This is a genomic window from Pontibacter sp. H249 (assembly GCF_037892465.1).
GTDB lineage: Bacteria > Bacteroidota > Bacteroidia > Cytophagales > Hymenobacteraceae > Pontibacter.
Genome location: NZ_JBBKTR010000012.1, coordinates 107156 through 123550, shown reverse-complemented (window position 1 = coordinate 123550; position 16395 = coordinate 107156). Strand labels below are relative to the sequence as shown.

12 protein-coding genes and 1 tRNA gene are annotated in these 16395 nt (G+C 47.6%); 3 read left to right on the top strand and 10 right to left on the bottom strand.

Annotated elements, in window-relative coordinates; translation table 11 throughout:
• The first annotated feature begins 139 nt into the window (after positions 1-139).
• The 3 genes from WG943_RS15070 to WG943_RS15060 all read left to right on the top strand — a co-directional run bounded on the left by WG943_RS15070 (position 140) and on the right by WG943_RS15060 (position 3605).
• On the top strand, positions 140-484 hold the full coding sequence (locus WG943_RS15070) for a hypothetical protein (RefSeq protein ID WP_340410266.1): 345 nt from the start codon (positions 140-142) through the stop codon (positions 482-484).
• Positions 485-659: 175 nt separating this feature from the next.
• Positions 660-2312: a bifunctional metallophosphatase/5'-nucleotidase gene (locus tag WG943_RS15065; protein WP_340410264.1), complete on the top strand. Its 1653-nt coding sequence runs from the start codon at positions 660-662 to the stop codon at positions 2310-2312.
• Between the two features lie 234 nt (positions 2313-2546).
• On the top strand, positions 2547-3605 hold the full coding sequence (locus WG943_RS15060; RefSeq protein ID WP_340410263.1) for a c-type cytochrome: 1059 nt from the start codon (positions 2547-2549) through the stop codon (positions 3603-3605).
• A 620-nt stretch (positions 3606-4225) separates the two neighbouring features.
• Here WG943_RS15060 and WG943_RS15055 read toward each other — a convergent pair.
• The 10 genes from WG943_RS15055 to WG943_RS15010 form a co-directional block, all read right to left on the bottom strand.
• The gene (locus tag WG943_RS15055; protein ID WP_340410262.1) at positions 4226-5656 is read right to left on the bottom strand and encodes a TolC family protein; all 1431 of its coding nucleotides are present in this window, start codon (positions 5654-5656) and stop codon (positions 4226-4228) included.
• Between the two features lie 18 nt (positions 5657-5674).
• Positions 5675-8851 (bottom strand): efflux RND transporter permease subunit, encoded by a 3177-nt coding sequence (locus WG943_RS15050; protein ID WP_340410261.1) that lies wholly within the window; start codon positions 8849-8851, stop codon positions 5675-5677.
• Positions 8852-8876: 25 nt separating this feature from the next.
• Positions 8877-9965, bottom strand: a complete 1089-nt coding sequence (locus tag WG943_RS15045; RefSeq protein WP_340410311.1) for an efflux RND transporter periplasmic adaptor subunit — start codon at positions 9963-9965, stop codon at positions 8877-8879.
• Positions 9966-10376: 411 nt separating this feature from the next.
• Positions 10377-10739 (bottom strand): hypothetical protein, encoded by a 363-nt coding sequence (locus tag WG943_RS15040; protein WP_340410259.1) that lies wholly within the window; start codon positions 10737-10739, stop codon positions 10377-10379.
• A 367-nt stretch (positions 10740-11106) separates the two neighbouring features.
• Entirely contained in the window at positions 11107-12381 is a 1275-nt protein-coding gene (locus WG943_RS15035) for a DUF5690 family protein (RefSeq protein WP_340410258.1), read from the bottom strand.
• Between the two features lie 213 nt (positions 12382-12594).
• Positions 12595-12960, bottom strand: a complete 366-nt coding sequence (locus WG943_RS15030; RefSeq protein WP_340410256.1) for a DUF2200 domain-containing protein — start codon at positions 12958-12960, stop codon at positions 12595-12597.
• Positions 12961-13104: 144 nt separating this feature from the next.
• Positions 13105-13941 (bottom strand): endonuclease/exonuclease/phosphatase family protein, encoded by an 837-nt coding sequence (locus tag WG943_RS15025; protein WP_340410255.1) that lies wholly within the window; start codon positions 13939-13941, stop codon positions 13105-13107.
• 330 nt (positions 13942-14271) lie between these two features.
• Positions 14272-14359: transfer RNA gene (locus WG943_RS15020), tRNA-Ser, on the bottom strand.
• A gap of 71 nt (positions 14360-14430) precedes the next feature.
• On the bottom strand, positions 14431-15498 hold the full coding sequence (locus WG943_RS15015; protein ID WP_340410254.1) for an asparaginase: 1068 nt from the start codon (positions 15496-15498) through the stop codon (positions 14431-14433).
• A 2-nt stretch (positions 15499-15500) separates the two neighbouring features.
• Positions 15501-16268 carry a TatD family hydrolase gene (locus tag WG943_RS15010; protein ID WP_340410253.1) on the bottom strand — a complete coding sequence of 256 codons (768 nt, stop codon included), beginning with the start codon at positions 16266-16268 and terminating at the stop codon, positions 15501-15503.
• Positions 16269-16395 lie beyond the last annotated feature (127 nt).

Genomic DNA, 16395 nt, shown 5'->3' with positions numbered 1-16395 from the left:
TATAAAAAACAATCAACCGCATGTGACAAAAGTCACTGAGTATGATTTAATAATCAGGCTTATTTGTAAAAGCAAAACTTCTGCTTAGTAGCCTAAAGTAAATTTATTGAAGCACTATCTTAAAATATGGGCCCTGCTGATGTTATTCATACATCTTTCCACGCTGGCAGCAATTAGTTTTGTACCTGCCGAAGGTGGAAGTATGGCCTTTAAGAAAGTGTGCCCTCGTAAAGAGGGTAAAGCAAAGGTAGCTGCTACAGATACGTATACTTTCAGCATCCTCTTCCTGCAGAAGGATCGAACCGAGATTCCGGAAAGTGAAACAGAAATCAGGCTTTGCTCTGTTAAGCTTATTTCTACTGCAGCGTCGTATGCCGCTGTCTTTACCACGCCTTTGTTCCTTTACCAGGAGCCACCCTTTCTGCATCAGGATTACTTTTCTATAACCACACCCGCAGACCCTGATCCACCAAAAGTAGGCTGATTTATACTTTATTATTACCCGATTCCTGTCCTGCAAATAGGAAAATACAAGTTTAGCAGTGTTCCTGTATCATTTCTGGCAGGCAATCCGGTGGCATAATTGGCCAGGTTTACCTGTGCAGTTATGCACTGAAAAAAATCAATCAGTATCCTTTACAACTTATAAGTACCGCACCATGAAATCAGGTATCAAACGAATTATACTTGCAGCCATTCCATTTATTAGCTTGTCTGCCTTTGCCTCCTGCCAGCAATCTAATGTGCAGGAGCAATCCACAACAGAAAACAAATTTGAAACCATTACCATCTTGCAAACTGCCGACATACATGGTCAGCTGATGCCGCACAACGAGATGTTCATCGAGAACGGTGAATTTGTATTTAAAGAGCGTGGCGGCATGGCCAATATTCAAACCATCTTTAAGCAGGTAAAAGCCGAGAACCCGGGTGGCACCGTGATCGTGGACGGCGGCGACCTGATACAAGGCAGCGCGGTGGCGGCACTTTCAGAAGGTGCTGTTTTCGGACCCGTTATTAAGGTGATGGATTACGACTTCCTGATACCCGGAAACTGGGAAGTGATCTTTGGCAGTCAGAAAATGCGCGATGTGCTTAGATCTTACGGCAAGCCGGTGGTATGTGCCAACATCTACGATGAGGCTTCACAGGAAATGCTGTACGAGCCCTACATGGTGAAAGAAGTGAAAGGCGTTAAGTTGGGCTTTATCTCCTACAACGATCCTGAAGTGCCTGTGCGCCAGAACCCATCTTTTAGCAAAGGGCTTATATTTAAACAGCTGGAGGATAATATCCAACCCCTGATAAAAGAGCTGAAGGAAGAGCATGAAGTAGATATTTTGTTCCTGGTAACGCACCTGGGTATATCCAAGCAACTTTACCTGGCCGACCAGCCTGAGATTGAAGGCGTGGATTTTATACTTGGCAACGACACACACGAACGCATACGCAAACCGCTGAAGGGCAAGTATGCGCAGGTTGTGGAGCCGGGTGGCTTCGGCAGTTTTGTTGGCCGCCTGGACCTGGATGTAAAAGACGGTAAAATCGTGAGCCAGCGTTATGAACTGATCGATGTGGACCCTGCCAAATATGCCGCCGATCCTGCCGTGCAAAACGTAGTGGACGAGCAGATGGCACCGTACAAAAAGCAGATAGAGCGCGTGCTAGGTTATACTTCTACCCCGCTCTACCGTTACCTGGTGGTAGAAAATCCGCAGGATAACCTGATCACCGACGCTGTGCGCTGGAAAACCGGTGTAGATATTGCCATCTCCAATGGCTTCCGCTTCGGTACGCCTATTGTGCCCGATGCCTCTGGTAAAGCCGCCATTACCTACAGCGACCTCTGGAACATGCTGCCTGTGAACGAGAACGTAAAAACCGGTAAGGCTACAGGCAAGCAGATACAGGACTGGATGGAAAAGGAATTACACAATGTGTTTGCCCAGAAGCCGCTGGAGCGTTTCGGTGGCTGGGTGATTCGTTTTTCGGGCATGGAGATGACCTTTAACGCCAACGCCCCGAAAGGACAGCGCATACAGTCTATAACCGTAGGTGGAAAGCCGCTTGAACCAAATAAAGTATACACCATGGGAGCCTGTTTAAGAAGAGGTGAGCCAGAAGATATGCTCTGCCGCATGCCAGGTGCCAAAGACACTAAAGTGCTGGATTACACAATCCATGATGTGATCGAGGAGTACCTGAAAGTGCATGGTACTGTAGCACCAAAAACAGATGGCAGAGCCAGAGCCTTAGACTTACCATCACCGGTATTGTCGCAGTTGCCAAACGTAGATTATGTATTTAGATAAATAACAAGAGAGCAGGGAGCTTATACTTTCTGCTCTTTTCTCAGGTTCAGACATAAAGAAGTTGACATCTATCACTCTCATTAATAAAGACTTACTACGCAATATTTCGTTAAATAAAGAAACAGCCTGGCTATTTAGGCGCGGCCTCCCACAGCCTCTGTGACAATTGTCACATACTACTGAAAATCAAATTATTAGCTTATATACTTCTTATTACCCTTAAGTTGTGTAAGTATGAACTTGAATCAGGAAAAGGATGTCATCAGCTTTCTTCTGAAGATTTCCAATATAGTAGGACTGAGTGCCATTGCTGTAATACTGTTAGTTGGGCTAATTATCTATCTGGAGATCAGAGAGCCTAAAGATATAATGACCCAAATAGCAGTAAGCGAAACTATTAAAGCACCGGGTTCCGCACCAGTTGCAACTGCCGAAGCCGACCTGTGGCACGCTCCTGACATAACATCTCTGCCTGCGACACCAGAAGGCGACCAGATACGCTATGGAAGAGAGTTAGTAGCACACACGGCAAAGTATCTGGGTCCGCAGGGTAGCGTACTGCACATCTCGAATGGCATGAACTGCCAGAACTGCCACCTCGATGCAGGCACTAAACCTTTCGGTAACAATTACTCGCTTGTGTCCTCTACCTACCCTAAGTTCAGGGCCAGATCTGGCATAGAGGAGGATGTGGTAAAGCGCGTGAACGACTGCTTCGAACGTAGCCTTAACGGGAAACCACTCAAAGCAGATTCCAAAGAGATGCAGGCAATGGTAGCCTATATTAAATGGGTAGGAAAGGATGTGCAAAAGGATGAGAAACCAAAAGGCGCAGGATTAATAAATATTGAGATGCTGGACCGTGCAGCCAGCCCGGATTTAGGCAAAGCCATTTATGAGCAGAAGTGCCAGGTATGCCACGGAGCAGACGGAGAAGGAATGAGGCCTGAGGGTAACGCTGAGTATGTGTACCCGCCGCTGTGGGGCGAACACAGCTACAACGACGGTGCCGGACTTTACCGAATCTCCAACTTTGCCAAGTATGTAAAAGCCAACATGCCTTTAGGAGCAACGGATACCAACCCAATGCTGACAGACGAAGAAGCATGGGACCTGGCGGCCTACGTGAACTCAATGCCTCGTCCAAAAAGAGATATTTCCAAAGACTGGCCGGATATCTCTAAAAAGCCGTTTGATCATCCGTTTGGTCCGTTTGCTGATGGTATTAGCGAGGAGCAGCACAAGTATGGCCCGTTTAAACCTATTCAGGAAGCGTCTAAGAAAGTGCAGTAGTCTGAATATCTATATCTAAGAGCAATGCAAGTCATAGAGAGAAGGTGGGAAATTACTTGGAAACCATCGCCAAAGACATGTAAGGCACTATAACTGGTTAAGTTTATCACCTAAATTTCTATGTTGCACATTAGGCTGAAGCAATTCCTAAAACAAAGCTCAACCTTCACTTAAGTATGTGTTTATCGGATTAGTGTTATTGGACTGTCAGAAATGGACTACATGCTTAATTTAATCGCTGGCATAACCTTAGTCCCAACCAACACCATTAATTGTCATCTTCTATTCTTTGTTAAGATTTGATACTCAAGTCCTCTCCTTAAAGCATGAACCATTATTTTAATAAAATCAATAAATCGTCGCATCCAAAAGCCTGCTATTTCTCCTCTTCATCCACTTAACCCCTTCATACCACATCACGGAAATAAATCCGGAGGCAATAGAAAGCAGCAACTGATGTGCGGCCAAGGAGACAAAGCCAAAGAAGCCGGCCAGCGGGCACAGCATATAGCTGTAACAGGATTATAAGCCCCCTAAAGGGGCATCTGTAACCCTTAGCAAAAAAGTGTGCCGTACTGCAGTTTTGCAATACGGCACACTCAGTTTAAAACAACACTAGCTTACTGCCAACCGCCGCCCAAAGCACGGTAAACATTTACAAGCGCACTCATCTGCTCTTTTCTCGTTTCGATCAGCTCAAACTTCGATTCCAGCGCCTCCCGCTGGGTCAGGAGCACTTCCATGTAGTCAGCCCTGGCCGAGGCGAAAAGGTCTTTTGAAATCGTGACCGACTGCGTGAGCGCCTCCACTTCCCTGGATTTCAGATTATAACTTTTCTCCAGGTTATCCAGCTTCGACACTTGGTTCACTACCTCTATGTAAGCGTTCAGGATGGTACGCTCGTAGTTGAAGACAGCCTGCAATTGCTTGGCATTAGCACTGTAATAGCTGGCCTTTATCGCATTCCGGTTGATCAGCGGAGCCGCTAAATCGCCGGCAAGCGTGTAGAGCAGGGACTCAGGTTTCAGCAGAAAGATTGGGTTGAATGCCTGGTAGCCTATACCTGCGGTAATACCCACAGAGGGGTAAAACATAGCCTTGGCCGCCTTTACATCCAGTTTGGCTGCAGCCAGTTCCAGTTCAGCCTGCTTGATGTCCGGGCGGTTAGCCAGTAGTTGTGACGGTATACCTGCATTTATCGTCTCAGGCACCAGCTGTTCAAACGCCGCCACATCCCGGCGCACCGGTTGCGGATAGCTGCCGGTCAGAAAGTTGATCCGATTCTCCGTCTCCGTGATCTTCTGCTGAATATCGTACTGAAGCCGCTGCGTATGGAGTAACTGCGCCTCAAACCGGCGAACGGCCAACTCGGTCACCCGGGCGGCTTCCTTCTGCACTTTCACGATTTTCAGGGCGTTATCCTGCAGCTCGATGTTCTGTTTGATGATAGCCAGCTGACAGTCGAGCGACAGCAATTCGTAGTATGAATCGGCAATCTCAGCAATCAGGTTGGTCACCATAAAGTTTCTCCCTTCCACAGAAGCCAGGTACCTGGAAATCGCCGCCTTTTTACTGTTGCGCAGTTTGTGCCACACGTCCACCTCCCAGGTAGCATAGGCTCCTATCAGAAAATCCTGCAGGGGTTCCGGCATCTCTTTTTCCGGCTTGATCTCAGTGGTCGCTTCCATTGCCCCGATGTTGGTATAACGGGCTACTTTGTCCACACCGGCACCCGCTCGCAGGCCGACAGACGGCAGGTACTCCCCTTTTCTGACCCTTACCTCGTTTCTGGAAATCTCGATTTCCTGCAGGGTAATATTCAGTTCCTGGTTATGCTGCAGCGCCGTGTCGATCAGGGCCGCCAGGTATGGGTCAGCGAAATAGCTTTTCCACCCAACTGTGCCCGTGTTGGTGGTATCCTGCGAGTTGTTGTAACTCGCAGGCACCATTCTGTTTTCTGTTCTTTCAACTGCCGATGGGGTCACACAGGCCGTCAGACTGACGCCCAAGTAGGCGATTCCCAAGCCTTTATAAATGATTTTCTTAAGCATTGTACTCCACTTCTTCGGTTAAAAGTTCTTTTCTTCCAGCACGCCCAGTCCCTCTGTCAAAGGTGTTTCGTGCTCAAATCGGATCAGGTGACGCCCGTCGGCCAGGTGCGCAAAAATGTAGTATAGACCTGGCACAATGATGACACCGAAGATGGTACCGAATAGCATGCCCCCGAGCGCAGAGGCACCGATGGTGCGGTTACCAATGGCACCCGCACCCGTGGCAATGATCAGCGGAATCAGTCCTGCGATAAAGGCAAAGGAGGTCATCAGGATTGGGCGGAAACGGACTTTGGCGCCCTCTATGGCGGCGTCGAAAATCGTGGCGCCCTCCTGCCGCTTCTGCACAGCAAACTCCACAATCAGCACGGCGTTTTTACCCAGCAAGCCAATCAGCATAATCAGCCCCACCTGGGCGTAGATGTTGTTTTCAAGTCCCATTAGCTGTAGCACCAAGAACGAGCCGAACACCCCGACTGGCAGCGAGAACACCACGGCCAGCGGAATGATAAAGCTCTCGTACTGGGCCGCCAACACAAAGTACACGAACACCACCACGATCAGGAACACGTAAAGCGCCTCGTTGCCCCTACTCGCCTCGTCGTACGACAGGCCTTCCCAGGCAATGTCATAGCCTTTTGGCAGCGTCTCTTTGGCCACTTCCCGCACCGCCTGTATGGCATCAGCCGTAGTATAGCCCTTGGCAGGAAGGCCCTGAATAGCGGAAGAATTGTACAGGTTGAAACGCATTACTTCGTTCGGCCCCTGTGTTTTCTTCAGCTTCATGAAAGCAGAGTAAGGCACCATCTCCCCTTGGTCGTTTCGCACGTACAGCTTCATCACATCGGACGGCAGTCTTCTGTATTGGGGATCTGACTGAACATATACTTTGAAGAACTGACCAAACTTGATGAAGCCCTGTTCGTAGGTACTACCGATCAGAATGTTCAGATTCTCCATCGCACTTTCGATGGATACCCCTTTCTGCATGGCCAGCTTATTGTCAATCTCCAGTTCGTACTGCGGGTAGTTGGCCGCAAAGAACGTGAATAGGCCCGTGAGCTCTTTTCGATTGCGCAGGTTGTCCATGAACTGCTGGTTCACCCTGTCAAACTCATGGTAGTCGGTTTCGGAGTTTTTATCCAGCAAACGCATGGAGAAACCACCCGAAGAACCGAAACCTGGGATTGCTGGTGGCTCAAAGAACTCAACAACAGCGCCCAAACCATGTGATCTTTCTTCCAGTTCCTCCATGATCTCTTTCACGTTGTGATGGCGCTCTGACCAGGGCTTTAGGTTGATCAGGCAGGTACCTGCGTTAGATCCACGGCCCTCGGTCATAATCTCGTAACCAGCCAGAGAAGACACCGACTCCACGCCTTCAATCTCCTCGCAGATTTTCTGCAGTTTCTGCGATACCTGGTTTGTTTTCTCTAAGGTAGAGCCCGGAGGCGTCTGGATGATGGCGTAGATCGTGCCCTGGTCTTCGTTCGGGATAAAGCCAGACGGTAGCACCTGATTCTGCACGAAAATGGCAGCGCCAAATACCAGCAGGATCGCAAAGGTCAGCCACTTGCGGCTCACTATATGTCGCAGCAGGCCCACATACTTGCCCGTCAGTTTATCGAAGCCACGGTTAAAACTGTCGAGCGACCTGGTGAGGATGTTTTGCTTCTTCTGATGGCCGTGGTGGTTTTTGAGCAGCATGGCACATAACACGGGCGTAAGTGTGAGGGCCACCAGCGCTGAAATCACAATCGAACTGGCCATGGTAATAGAGAACTGGCGGTAAAAAGTCCCCACAGGACCCGACATGAACGAGATGGGCAGGAACACCGCTACCATCACAGCTGTGATGGCGATAATAGCCCCGCTGATTTCACCAAGCACTTTTCTAACGGCATTGTAAGGCGACAGGTGCGGCTCTTCCTCCATTTTGGCATGGACGGCCTCCACCACTACAATCGCATCATCCACCACAATACCGATGGCCAGTACAAGGGCAAAAAGTGTTACCAGGTTAATAGAAAGCCCGAAGAACTGAATCACAAAAAAGGCACCTATTAGGGATACTGGTACAGCCAGTATCGGGATAAGCGTAGAGCGCCAATCGCCCAGGAAAATGAAAACAACAATGGCGACAAGTATAAACGCGTCGCGCAAGGTATGGATGACCTGCTCGATGGAAGCGTCGAGGAACTGCGAAACGTCGTAGCTGATCTTATAGTCCATCCCTGGCGGAAAGTACGGCCGCATTTCCTCTAACTGGGCTTTCACGTCTGCAATCACATCGCTGGCGTTGCTGCCGTAGTTCTGCTTCAGCACAATCGCAGCAGATGGACGTCCGTCCAGATTGGAATAAATATCGAAGAACTCGCTGCCCAATTCCACAGTGGCGATATCCTTCAGGTGAATGATCTCTCCTTCGGCGTTGGCCCGTATGATGATGCCTTCGTATTCCTCTGGTTTATTATACCTGCCTTTGTAGGTAAGTACATACTCCATCGACTGCGCCGCTATACCTGAGCTTTGCCCTAAACGACCCGGACGACCGATGATACTCTGCTCTTCGAGCGCCTTCATTACCTCGCCTGACGAAATGTTATAGGCGCGCATGCGGTCAGGGTTGAGCCAAATACGCATGGCATAACGGCGGCTACCCAGGATCTGCGCCCGGGCAACTCCTTTGATTCGTTGTATCTCCGGGATCATCTTGACGGTGGCGTAGTTGAACAGGAATTTTTCATCCATGCTCTCATTTTTGGAGTAGAGGTTGACGTACATCAGCATACTCGGCTGCACGGGCGTGATCACCACGCCTTCACGCTGCACCAGTTCCGGCAGAAGCGGCATCACCTGGTCCACCCTGGTTTTTACCCGCACCACGGCATCGTTGGGGTCTGTGCCTGGCTCAAAAATGATGCGAAGCGTGGCCTCACCAGCACTGGTGGCATCAGTGGCGATGTAGCGCATGCCCTCCACACCATTGATGGCCTGCTCCAGCGTAATAAGCGTGGAGTTCACCAGCACATCGGCACTGGAGCCCGGATAGGCAATAAAGATGTTGACGGTGGTGGGCGCAATATCCGGGAATTGGGAGATAGGCAGCTTCTTAATGGCAAGCGTACCCACAAAAACAATCATGACCGATATTACAATTGCGAATACGGGCCTGTGTATGAATTTACTAAACATATCTTTTGCTTATTAGTATACCCGGCTACTCTGCATACAAGTCTAATTGCGTGAGCACAGTAGCAGGCGCTAAGAATTGGTATTGGATCTTTTCGTTTTCGCGTACCAAACGCAGCCCTTCCAGCAGTATCTTGTCAGATTCGGCCAATCCTTTCTGCACGACATAAATATGCGGGATTTCGGCCTCTATGGTGATTTCTCTGGACCGTATCACATTGTTCTTATCCACCACATACACATACTTCTTGTCCAGCACTTCGAAAGTAGCCTTCTGGGGGATGAGGAGTACGTTTTTAAAAGGTATCGCCATTCGGATATTGCCTGTCTCGCCGTGCCTTAACAGCCCCTTCGGGTTAGGAAAGGTCGCCCTGAAGGCGATGTTACCGGTTTCATGATTGAAGTCCGCCTGAATGGTTTCAACTTTGCCTGGGTGGCCAAAGAGTTTATTATTGGCCATCAGCAGGCTTACTTCCGCGGCATTGTCTTCTTTCGCCTTGGTCTTAAAATCCAGGTACTCCGCTTCGGGGACGTTGTAATACACCCACATCTTGCTGTTATCCGAGAGGGAAGAAAGCAGTTCCCCCTCTTCCAGAAGGCTTCCTTCTCTTACATGGAAGCGGTCGATGATACCATCGAAAGGCGCTCTGATTTCGGTAAACTGCAGATGCACCTGTGCCAGCGCCACCTCAGCCTTTGCCTTATCCCATCTGGCCTTAGCCATGGCCAGTTCGTTTGGCGATACAATGTTGCCGTCTGCCAGTTTTTTAGTGTTATCGTACTCAATCCGGGTAAAATTGGCCTCGGCCTGTGCTTTCTGCAGCTCCGCTTCGTATAGTCGGGGCATTATTTTGAACAAGAGCTGGCCTTCTTTCACAAACTGTCCCTCGTCTACATAGATCTTCTGCAGGTAGCCTCTTTCCTGAGCCCTCAGTTCTATGTGACGTATAGAGTGAACTTGGCTGACATAATCTTCCGTAATGGTCGTGTCCATTTTTATCGGACTTGTAACCAGGTGCTTCACATGGGGTTCTTTTACTTCTTCTCCTTTGGAGGATGTACAGCTGGCTTGGCACAACAAGGCGCACGATCCCATTAACATGAGAAAGCTCTTCATGATCTTCATGATGATTTTAATTAAATTGAAAAGTAATGACAGATGATAAGTTGAAAAGAAAAGTATAGATGGCATTGCGCCTGCTGCACCTCGTGCGCAACAAACACATGATTTGTTGGTGCTATACCCTTGGGTATAGCCGGCTTTCCTAGAGGGTCTTGCATAATATAGCTTTACAGAGGGCTCACTTACGAGAAGTATAAAGCTGTTGCAAAACCGCCTTTGCTTTATAAAAAATCAACGACGTATCAGGTACCTGCAAAAACACAGGCAAAAAATAATGCTAACAGCTTAACCTGCTGGAATAAGCGCCTCAGAAAAATGAATAAATTGAAGATAAAACACGCCAGGAATGGCATGAAGGGCGCCGCCTATACGCGGAATGAAAGGCAGCCTATTAAAAGAAGGGTACTATAGTCGGAATACGGAGTTCAGCAGGTATACAGCAGGAAGTCTGTCTTTGATCGCTGCTCCGTAGTGCACCAAGAAGTGCTTATTAACAAGTTCAAAGTCTAGTGTGTAAGCATAAAAAAGGCCAGTATCAGACAGCGGAAGCAAAGGAATAAGAGAGTAATCATCTTCCTCAGTTTCTTTGTTAACCTGCAGCAGCTGCACATCATAGGTAGTTTTCTTGAGGATATGCTGTTGCGGATGTTCCGGACTGAGATCTGTTGAAACGATGGAAGAGCTTAATATTGTTGCTGCAATAGCATATCCGCCTGCCAGGTTAAAGCAGGTAAGGCAAATAAGCAAGAGCAACAGAAATCGTTTCATGAATTGCTAAGTACGATCCGCAAAAGTAGGTATAAGAAAATTCCCACGCCAAACATCACGTGCGATTATTTTACTAAAGTATGTTTTTTGTGTAATTACGTCCCTATCGTACCCCTGTACTTCAAAAGACAAAATACTCACCAAATGAGAAAAACTAACTGAGTAACACTTATATTTTAAAGAACTTAAAAATTCAATTTATACTTTTTAAAGCAAGCCTATTGCACACACTGACGACCTACTATTTGAAGCACCAGGATGCAATCTTATATTTACTTTATTGATGTCACTTCTAAATCAACAATGTACAAGATAGCATTCTTGGCAAGTAAGTAGAAATAATGTCGGCGTATCCTGCTTGCGTTGCTCATGCAGAGACCAACTCCCTGTTCTTTTGGCTCTTATACTTCCTGTCAAAATACACCATGGAAAAAGCAGTAAGCAGCAGCCCGATCGCTGAGAGACCTATTACGCTGTTCGAAAAGAATGTCACCCAGTTTAACTGCACCTGAAAGATCTCCTTGCTCAGGAGTACCCCAACGCTGCCCACATAGCCGAACGAGTCAGCCAGGTAAATAAGAAAACCCACATTTCCTGTGTACTGAAAGGTAGAGATCAGCCGGTCGAAGAACACTGCGTTGAAAGGAATGTAAACCATGTACAGGCCAAGCCCGACAAGCATCATCCACCAGATCGGCTCGATAGACTTCGTGGTAAAAAGTAAGGTGGAAACACCGGCGATGGTAAATCCAATCAGGATAAAGGCATGTGCTGTTTGCAGAGCCCTGTAATTATTTTTTATGAGCACCATGCTGCCGATCAGCACCAGTATAATTAAGGTGATGGGTGTTTCGGTTTTAGAAAACAGGGCAGGCTGGTCAAAATACCCCAGTTCCTTCCACATCTCAGCACCAAAATTATCGCGGATGTCCCTGAAAATGGTCGCAAAGCAGTAAATCACCACACAGGCTACTATGCCGGCATAGAATTCTTTTACGAAGGCTTCCCGGTCTGCTTTGGTCATGGCGGAACGTTCTGTCCGGAGTCGGATGTCTTCCTGGCTGGGAGGCGGAATCTTCTCCATCAGGTAAACGAACACCACAAGTGGCAAGGCAAAGACCAGCCCGGTATAAAAGGGCATCCAGAACTCTGAAATACTGAACTGCACCATCAGCCAGGCACCAACCGACTTAACAAATCCGGAGGCGAAGATGAAACTTACCGCCAGTGTAGCTCCAATGAAGTCGGTACTTCGCCTACCCTCCACATAAGAGAAAACAACTCCCCAAAGCATTCCTAAAGGGAAACCGTTTATGAACAGGAAAACAATATTATAGGGAGCCGGCACAAGGGCAAATAGCAGCCAGCTTAGCCAGGCTATTCCTGTCAGCAGGAGAATCACCTTCCCCCTTCCTGTACGTTTAAGTTCTGCAATATACTTGATGCCGTAGAACTTGGCCAGCAGGTAACCTAATACCTGGCTGATGACCAGGAGTGTTTTATAGCTATAGCCGCCTATTGCCATTCCATCGAACGTGGCCACTGTAAAAGACTTTCGATAGCCAAAGATCATAGTATAGGCCAGAAATACCACAACAGCAGCGTAAAGCCCGACCTTAAACGGACTGCTTCTATTTTCCATTTTATTTAACAAGTCCATTTAATTTGATGATCAGAAACTTAATATTAACAATAGCCACAGGAATTTACTAATTTCCTGATAATTAACGCAAAAAACTCCTGTTACCTCAGGATGTCTATCGCCTAAGTGCTGCTCGCTTCTTTGATAGGGCACGTATAACCTCCACACCCTGCTTCAGGCTAGTTGTAAAACAGAGAAGCAGATACTTTCACACTAAGAGCTGCGCAGGATCTTCTCCATCTTGCGCCCCTTCGCCAACTCATCCACTAACTTATCCAGATACCTTACCTGTTGCGTTAGCGGGTTTGCGATTTCCTCCACACGGTAGCCACAGATCACACCGGTAATAAGGTGCGCATTGGGGTTTAATGTGGCGCTCTGAAAGAATTCTTCAAAAGTTACCTTTGCATCAATGAGTTCTTGCAGCCTTACTTCATTATAACCGGTCAGCCACGCAATTACCTGATGCAATTCTTCTTTCGTCCTGCCTTTCTTCTCAACTTTAGAAAGATAATGGGGATATACCGAGGCAAATGTCATTTTTGCCATACGTTCATCGTGCTTCTTTGCATCGTTCATAATAATGGTATCTTAGCCAATTCATTAAATTACTTCAAACTTTTAGATCGTACTTTTCTTACCACTGATTCTAAGGAGCTACGATATAATTCTTCGGTTTCTATAACCGCATCTGAAAGCCAACTGGTTTAAGCTGGCAAATGCTTAAAACCGCAGCGTAGCCACGATGGGCAGGTGGTCTGAGGCATAGCTCTCAGGTACTACTTTATGCGTCAGCACCTTTAAGGGAGAAGCCCGGCTGAAAGCGATGTAGTCGATAGTACGGTTTGGAATATCCTGCGGAAAGGTTGGCTCGCAAACAGACTGGCATGTAAGGGTAAACTCCTTCCCTAGCTCGGCCATCACAAGGCTTTCAGGCAGGTCGTTTAAGTCCCCGGCCAGGATAAAAGGCAGCTGACTGGAAGCAGCGATAGTATTGATCTTCTTTATCTGCTGCAGCCTGTTGGCCGCGCTCATCACATCAAGGTGCGTGCTCCCAAAGTAAATCACCCTTCCATCAGGTAATGTGATACTGGCTCTTGCCAACACCCGGTCTTCCGCTTCAGGATCTGCTTCTTCAGGTAAGGGTATTGCTTGGCTATCTAAAATTGGGTAACGCGACAGGATAGCCACACCATATTCCCCACCATCAAAGTCAATGGCTTTGGCAAAAAAGTAATGCATGCCCAGCATCTTGGCAAGCACCTTGGCCTGGTTCACCTTCCCGGACCGCACCGTATTCACATCTACCTCCTGCAGCGCCACTAGGTCTGGGTTTTCGCTTCGGATCACCCGCACAATGGCCTCCATGTCTATCACACCCTTTTTAGAAGGTGGATTGGCGTGCCGTATGTTATAGCTCATGATCCGAAGTTCTTGTGGCTCGGCAGTCGCAGAAGCAGTTAAATTACCTGTAGCAGACTTGCCGGCACAACCCGCCAGCATAGAGATGACGAACAACAGCAAGATACATGGTAAAGGCACCTTCTTTATATAAAGCATAGTATCAGGGCAAATAGTACAGGTATGACAAAACTTACAGCTACAACAAGATAGCGACAATTGTATATTTAGTGCAAGTCTAGAGGTAGGTTTTGGCTATGGCTGTTATCGCAACACTTCTTCATCTTCAACATGATACCGAAGACTGTGTTACAGGTGCTAGACCGCAACTTGGTGAAGATGAAGAGAACTACCTGGTGAGTTGAACGATACCAGGCAGTACGCTCTGTTTAAGGCATCGTTCAGGCACTTTTGAATAGTAACTTGAATATGACCTAATAAATAAAAAAGGCCTCTATATGGTATAGAGGCCTTTTTCTATGGGAATTGCAGAGAGCAAGGGATTCGAACCCTTGATACCCTTTTGAGGTATACACACTTTCCAGGCGTGCTCCTTCGACCACTCGGACAGCTCTCTTTTTGTAGTGCAAATATAGTCTAAAGTATAGCACATCTGCAAACCTAAAGGCGCTTTATACTTGTTGCGGATTACAAAGTAATTTCACCACGCAGGTTTTCGCAGAGCAGCATTCTTGATTCTTCGTGGCTGAGCTCCTGCCCCAGTACAAACATCAGTTTAGTGATAGCAGCCTCTGTCGTAATGTCGGCACCACCAATAACCCCCATACTTAGTAAATGGGTACTCGTTTCATACTGCCCTTGTATCACGCGGCCCTCATCGCACTGCGATACGTTCAGGATATGTACTCCGCTATCAAGTGCATTGTGAATTAACTCAAGAAACCAGGGAGCAGAGGGAGCATTTCCAGAGCCAAAAGTTTCAAGCACAACGCCTCTTAGTCCATCTGCCTGCAATATGGCTTTTACAGTAAGTGGCGTAATACCCGGAAAAAGCTTCAGAATTGCTACCTGGCTGCTTAACTGATGATGCACGCGCAGGTTCTGTTCCGGGTGCTGAAGTATATTATCTGTACTGTACTCAATGTCTATGCCTGTTTCAGCCAACGGTGGGTAGTTATCAGACTTAAAGGCATCGAAATGACTGCTTTCCACTTTTTTAGCGCGGTTGCCACGCAGCAGCAGGTCTCGGAAATAAATACATACTTCTGGCACCAGGCTTCTGCCGTTTTGCTTTGTTCCGGCTATTTGTAGTGCAGTAATCAGGTTTTCACGAGCATCCGTTCGGATGCGCCCTATAGGAACTTGGGCTCCTGTAAAAATAACCGGCTTTTGCAGGTTCTCTAGCAGGTAACTTAAAGCAGAGGCGCTGTACGCCATCGTATCTGTACCGTGCAATACTACAAAGCCGTCATACTTATCATAGTTTTCTTCGATCAGTCGGGCCAGCATCAGCCAATCGTCAATTGTTACATTAGACGAATCAATGGCTGGCTCAATGCTCATGACTGTAAGCAGGTAGTTAAACTGGCGCAGCTCTGGCACATGATCCAGTATCTGCGAAAAGTTAAACGGCACCAAATGCTGCTCTACCTTATCGTATACCATGCCTACTGTACCACCTGTATAAATAATAAGGATAGATGCTTCCGGGTGCTGCGGAGTGGCAGTATCTATATGAACTTGTACTACCTCCATGGCTACAGCTTGAACAAGTTTAAGGCATTGGCAGTTGTTTTCTCCGCCACCTCATCCAGCTCTTTGTTCATCAGTTCGGCTACACGTTTTGCCACCAGTGTTAAATATACCGGCTCGTTTCGCTTGCCACGGTGCGGCACCGGTGCCAGGTAAGGGCAATCAGTTTCGAGCACCAGTTGGTCCAACTCCACATGCGGCAGCACCTTATCCAGGCCACCATTTTTAAAAGTAGCCACGCCCCCGATACCCATTAAAAAGCCAAGTTCTTTTACCTTCTCAGCCTCCTCTACTGTACCCGAAAAGCAATGAAAAATACCTTTTAAGGAGCCGTCCTGGGCTGCGGCAATTATCTCATAGGTTTCGTTAAAAGAATCGCGGGTGTGCAACACGATGGGTAATTTATACTTTTTGGCTAGCGCTACTTGTACTTTAAGCGCCTCCTGCTGCTGTGGCAGAAAAGTTTTATCCCAGTACAGGTCGATGCCGCACTCTCCTACTGCTGCAAAAGAACGCTTGCTCAGCCAGTCTTCCACTAAATATAACTCACGCTCAAAATTCTTGTCTACAGAGGTTGGGTGCAGGCCCATCATCGGGATACATTGACTCGGAAATTGCGCTTCCGTCTCCAGCATCACATCAATGGAAGTATGGTCGATGTTGGGCATGTAGATCCTGCCTACTCCTTCTTCTGCTGCTCTTCTTACAGCTTCTGCCCTATCATCTTTAAACTGCTCTGCGTAAATGTGCGCGTGCGAATCAACTAAATTCATGTAATCTTTTATGTTTGACATTGGGCCATTGCCAATGTAGTGCTACAAAGTTTGCGGGTGCAAGTTAGGCATTAAAGTTAAGCTGTGCGAGGCAAGACACCCTTTGCGTATTTAGCGTCACCTTTGC

Bases quoted from the DNA above. Each gene is read 5' to 3' on its own strand.
- WG943_RS15010 (WP_340410253.1), bottom strand. From the start codon at position 16,268: ATGAATTTAGTTGATTCGCACGCGCACATTTACGCAGAGCAGTTTAAA.
- WG943_RS15060 (WP_340410263.1), top strand. From the start codon at position 2,547: ATGAACTTGAATCAGGAAAAGGATGTCATCAGCTTTCTTCTGAAGATT.
- WG943_RS15055 (WP_340410262.1), bottom strand. From the start codon at position 5,656: ATGCTTAAGAAAATCATTTATAAAGGCTTGGGAATCGCCTACTTGGGC.
- WG943_RS15025 (WP_340410255.1), bottom strand. From the start codon at position 13,941: ATGCTTTATATAAAGAAGGTGCCTTTACCATGTATCTTGCTGTTGTTC.
- WG943_RS15015 (WP_340410254.1), bottom strand. From the start codon at position 15,498: ATGGAGGTAGTACAAGTTCATATAGATACTGCCACTCCGCAGCACCCG.
- WG943_RS15030 (WP_340410256.1), bottom strand. From the start codon at position 12,960: ATGAACGATGCAAAGAAGCACGATGAACGTATGGCAAAAATGACATTT.
- WG943_RS15035 (WP_340410258.1), bottom strand. From the start codon at position 12,381: ATGGAAAATAGAAGCAGTCCGTTTAAGGTCGGGCTTTACGCTGCTGTT.
- WG943_RS15070 (WP_340410266.1), top strand. From the start codon at position 140: ATGTTATTCATACATCTTTCCACGCTGGCAGCAATTAGTTTTGTACCT.
- WG943_RS15045 (WP_340410311.1), bottom strand. From the start codon at position 9,965: ATGAAGAGCTTTCTCATGTTAATGGGATCGTGCGCCTTGTTGTGCCAA.
- WG943_RS15040 (WP_340410259.1), bottom strand. From the start codon at position 10,739: ATGAAACGATTTCTGTTGCTCTTGCTTATTTGCCTTACCTGCTTTAAC.
- WG943_RS15065 (WP_340410264.1), top strand. From the start codon at position 660: ATGAAATCAGGTATCAAACGAATTATACTTGCAGCCATTCCATTTATT.
- WG943_RS15050 (WP_340410261.1), bottom strand. From the start codon at position 8,851: ATGTTTAGTAAATTCATACACAGGCCCGTATTCGCAATTGTAATATCG.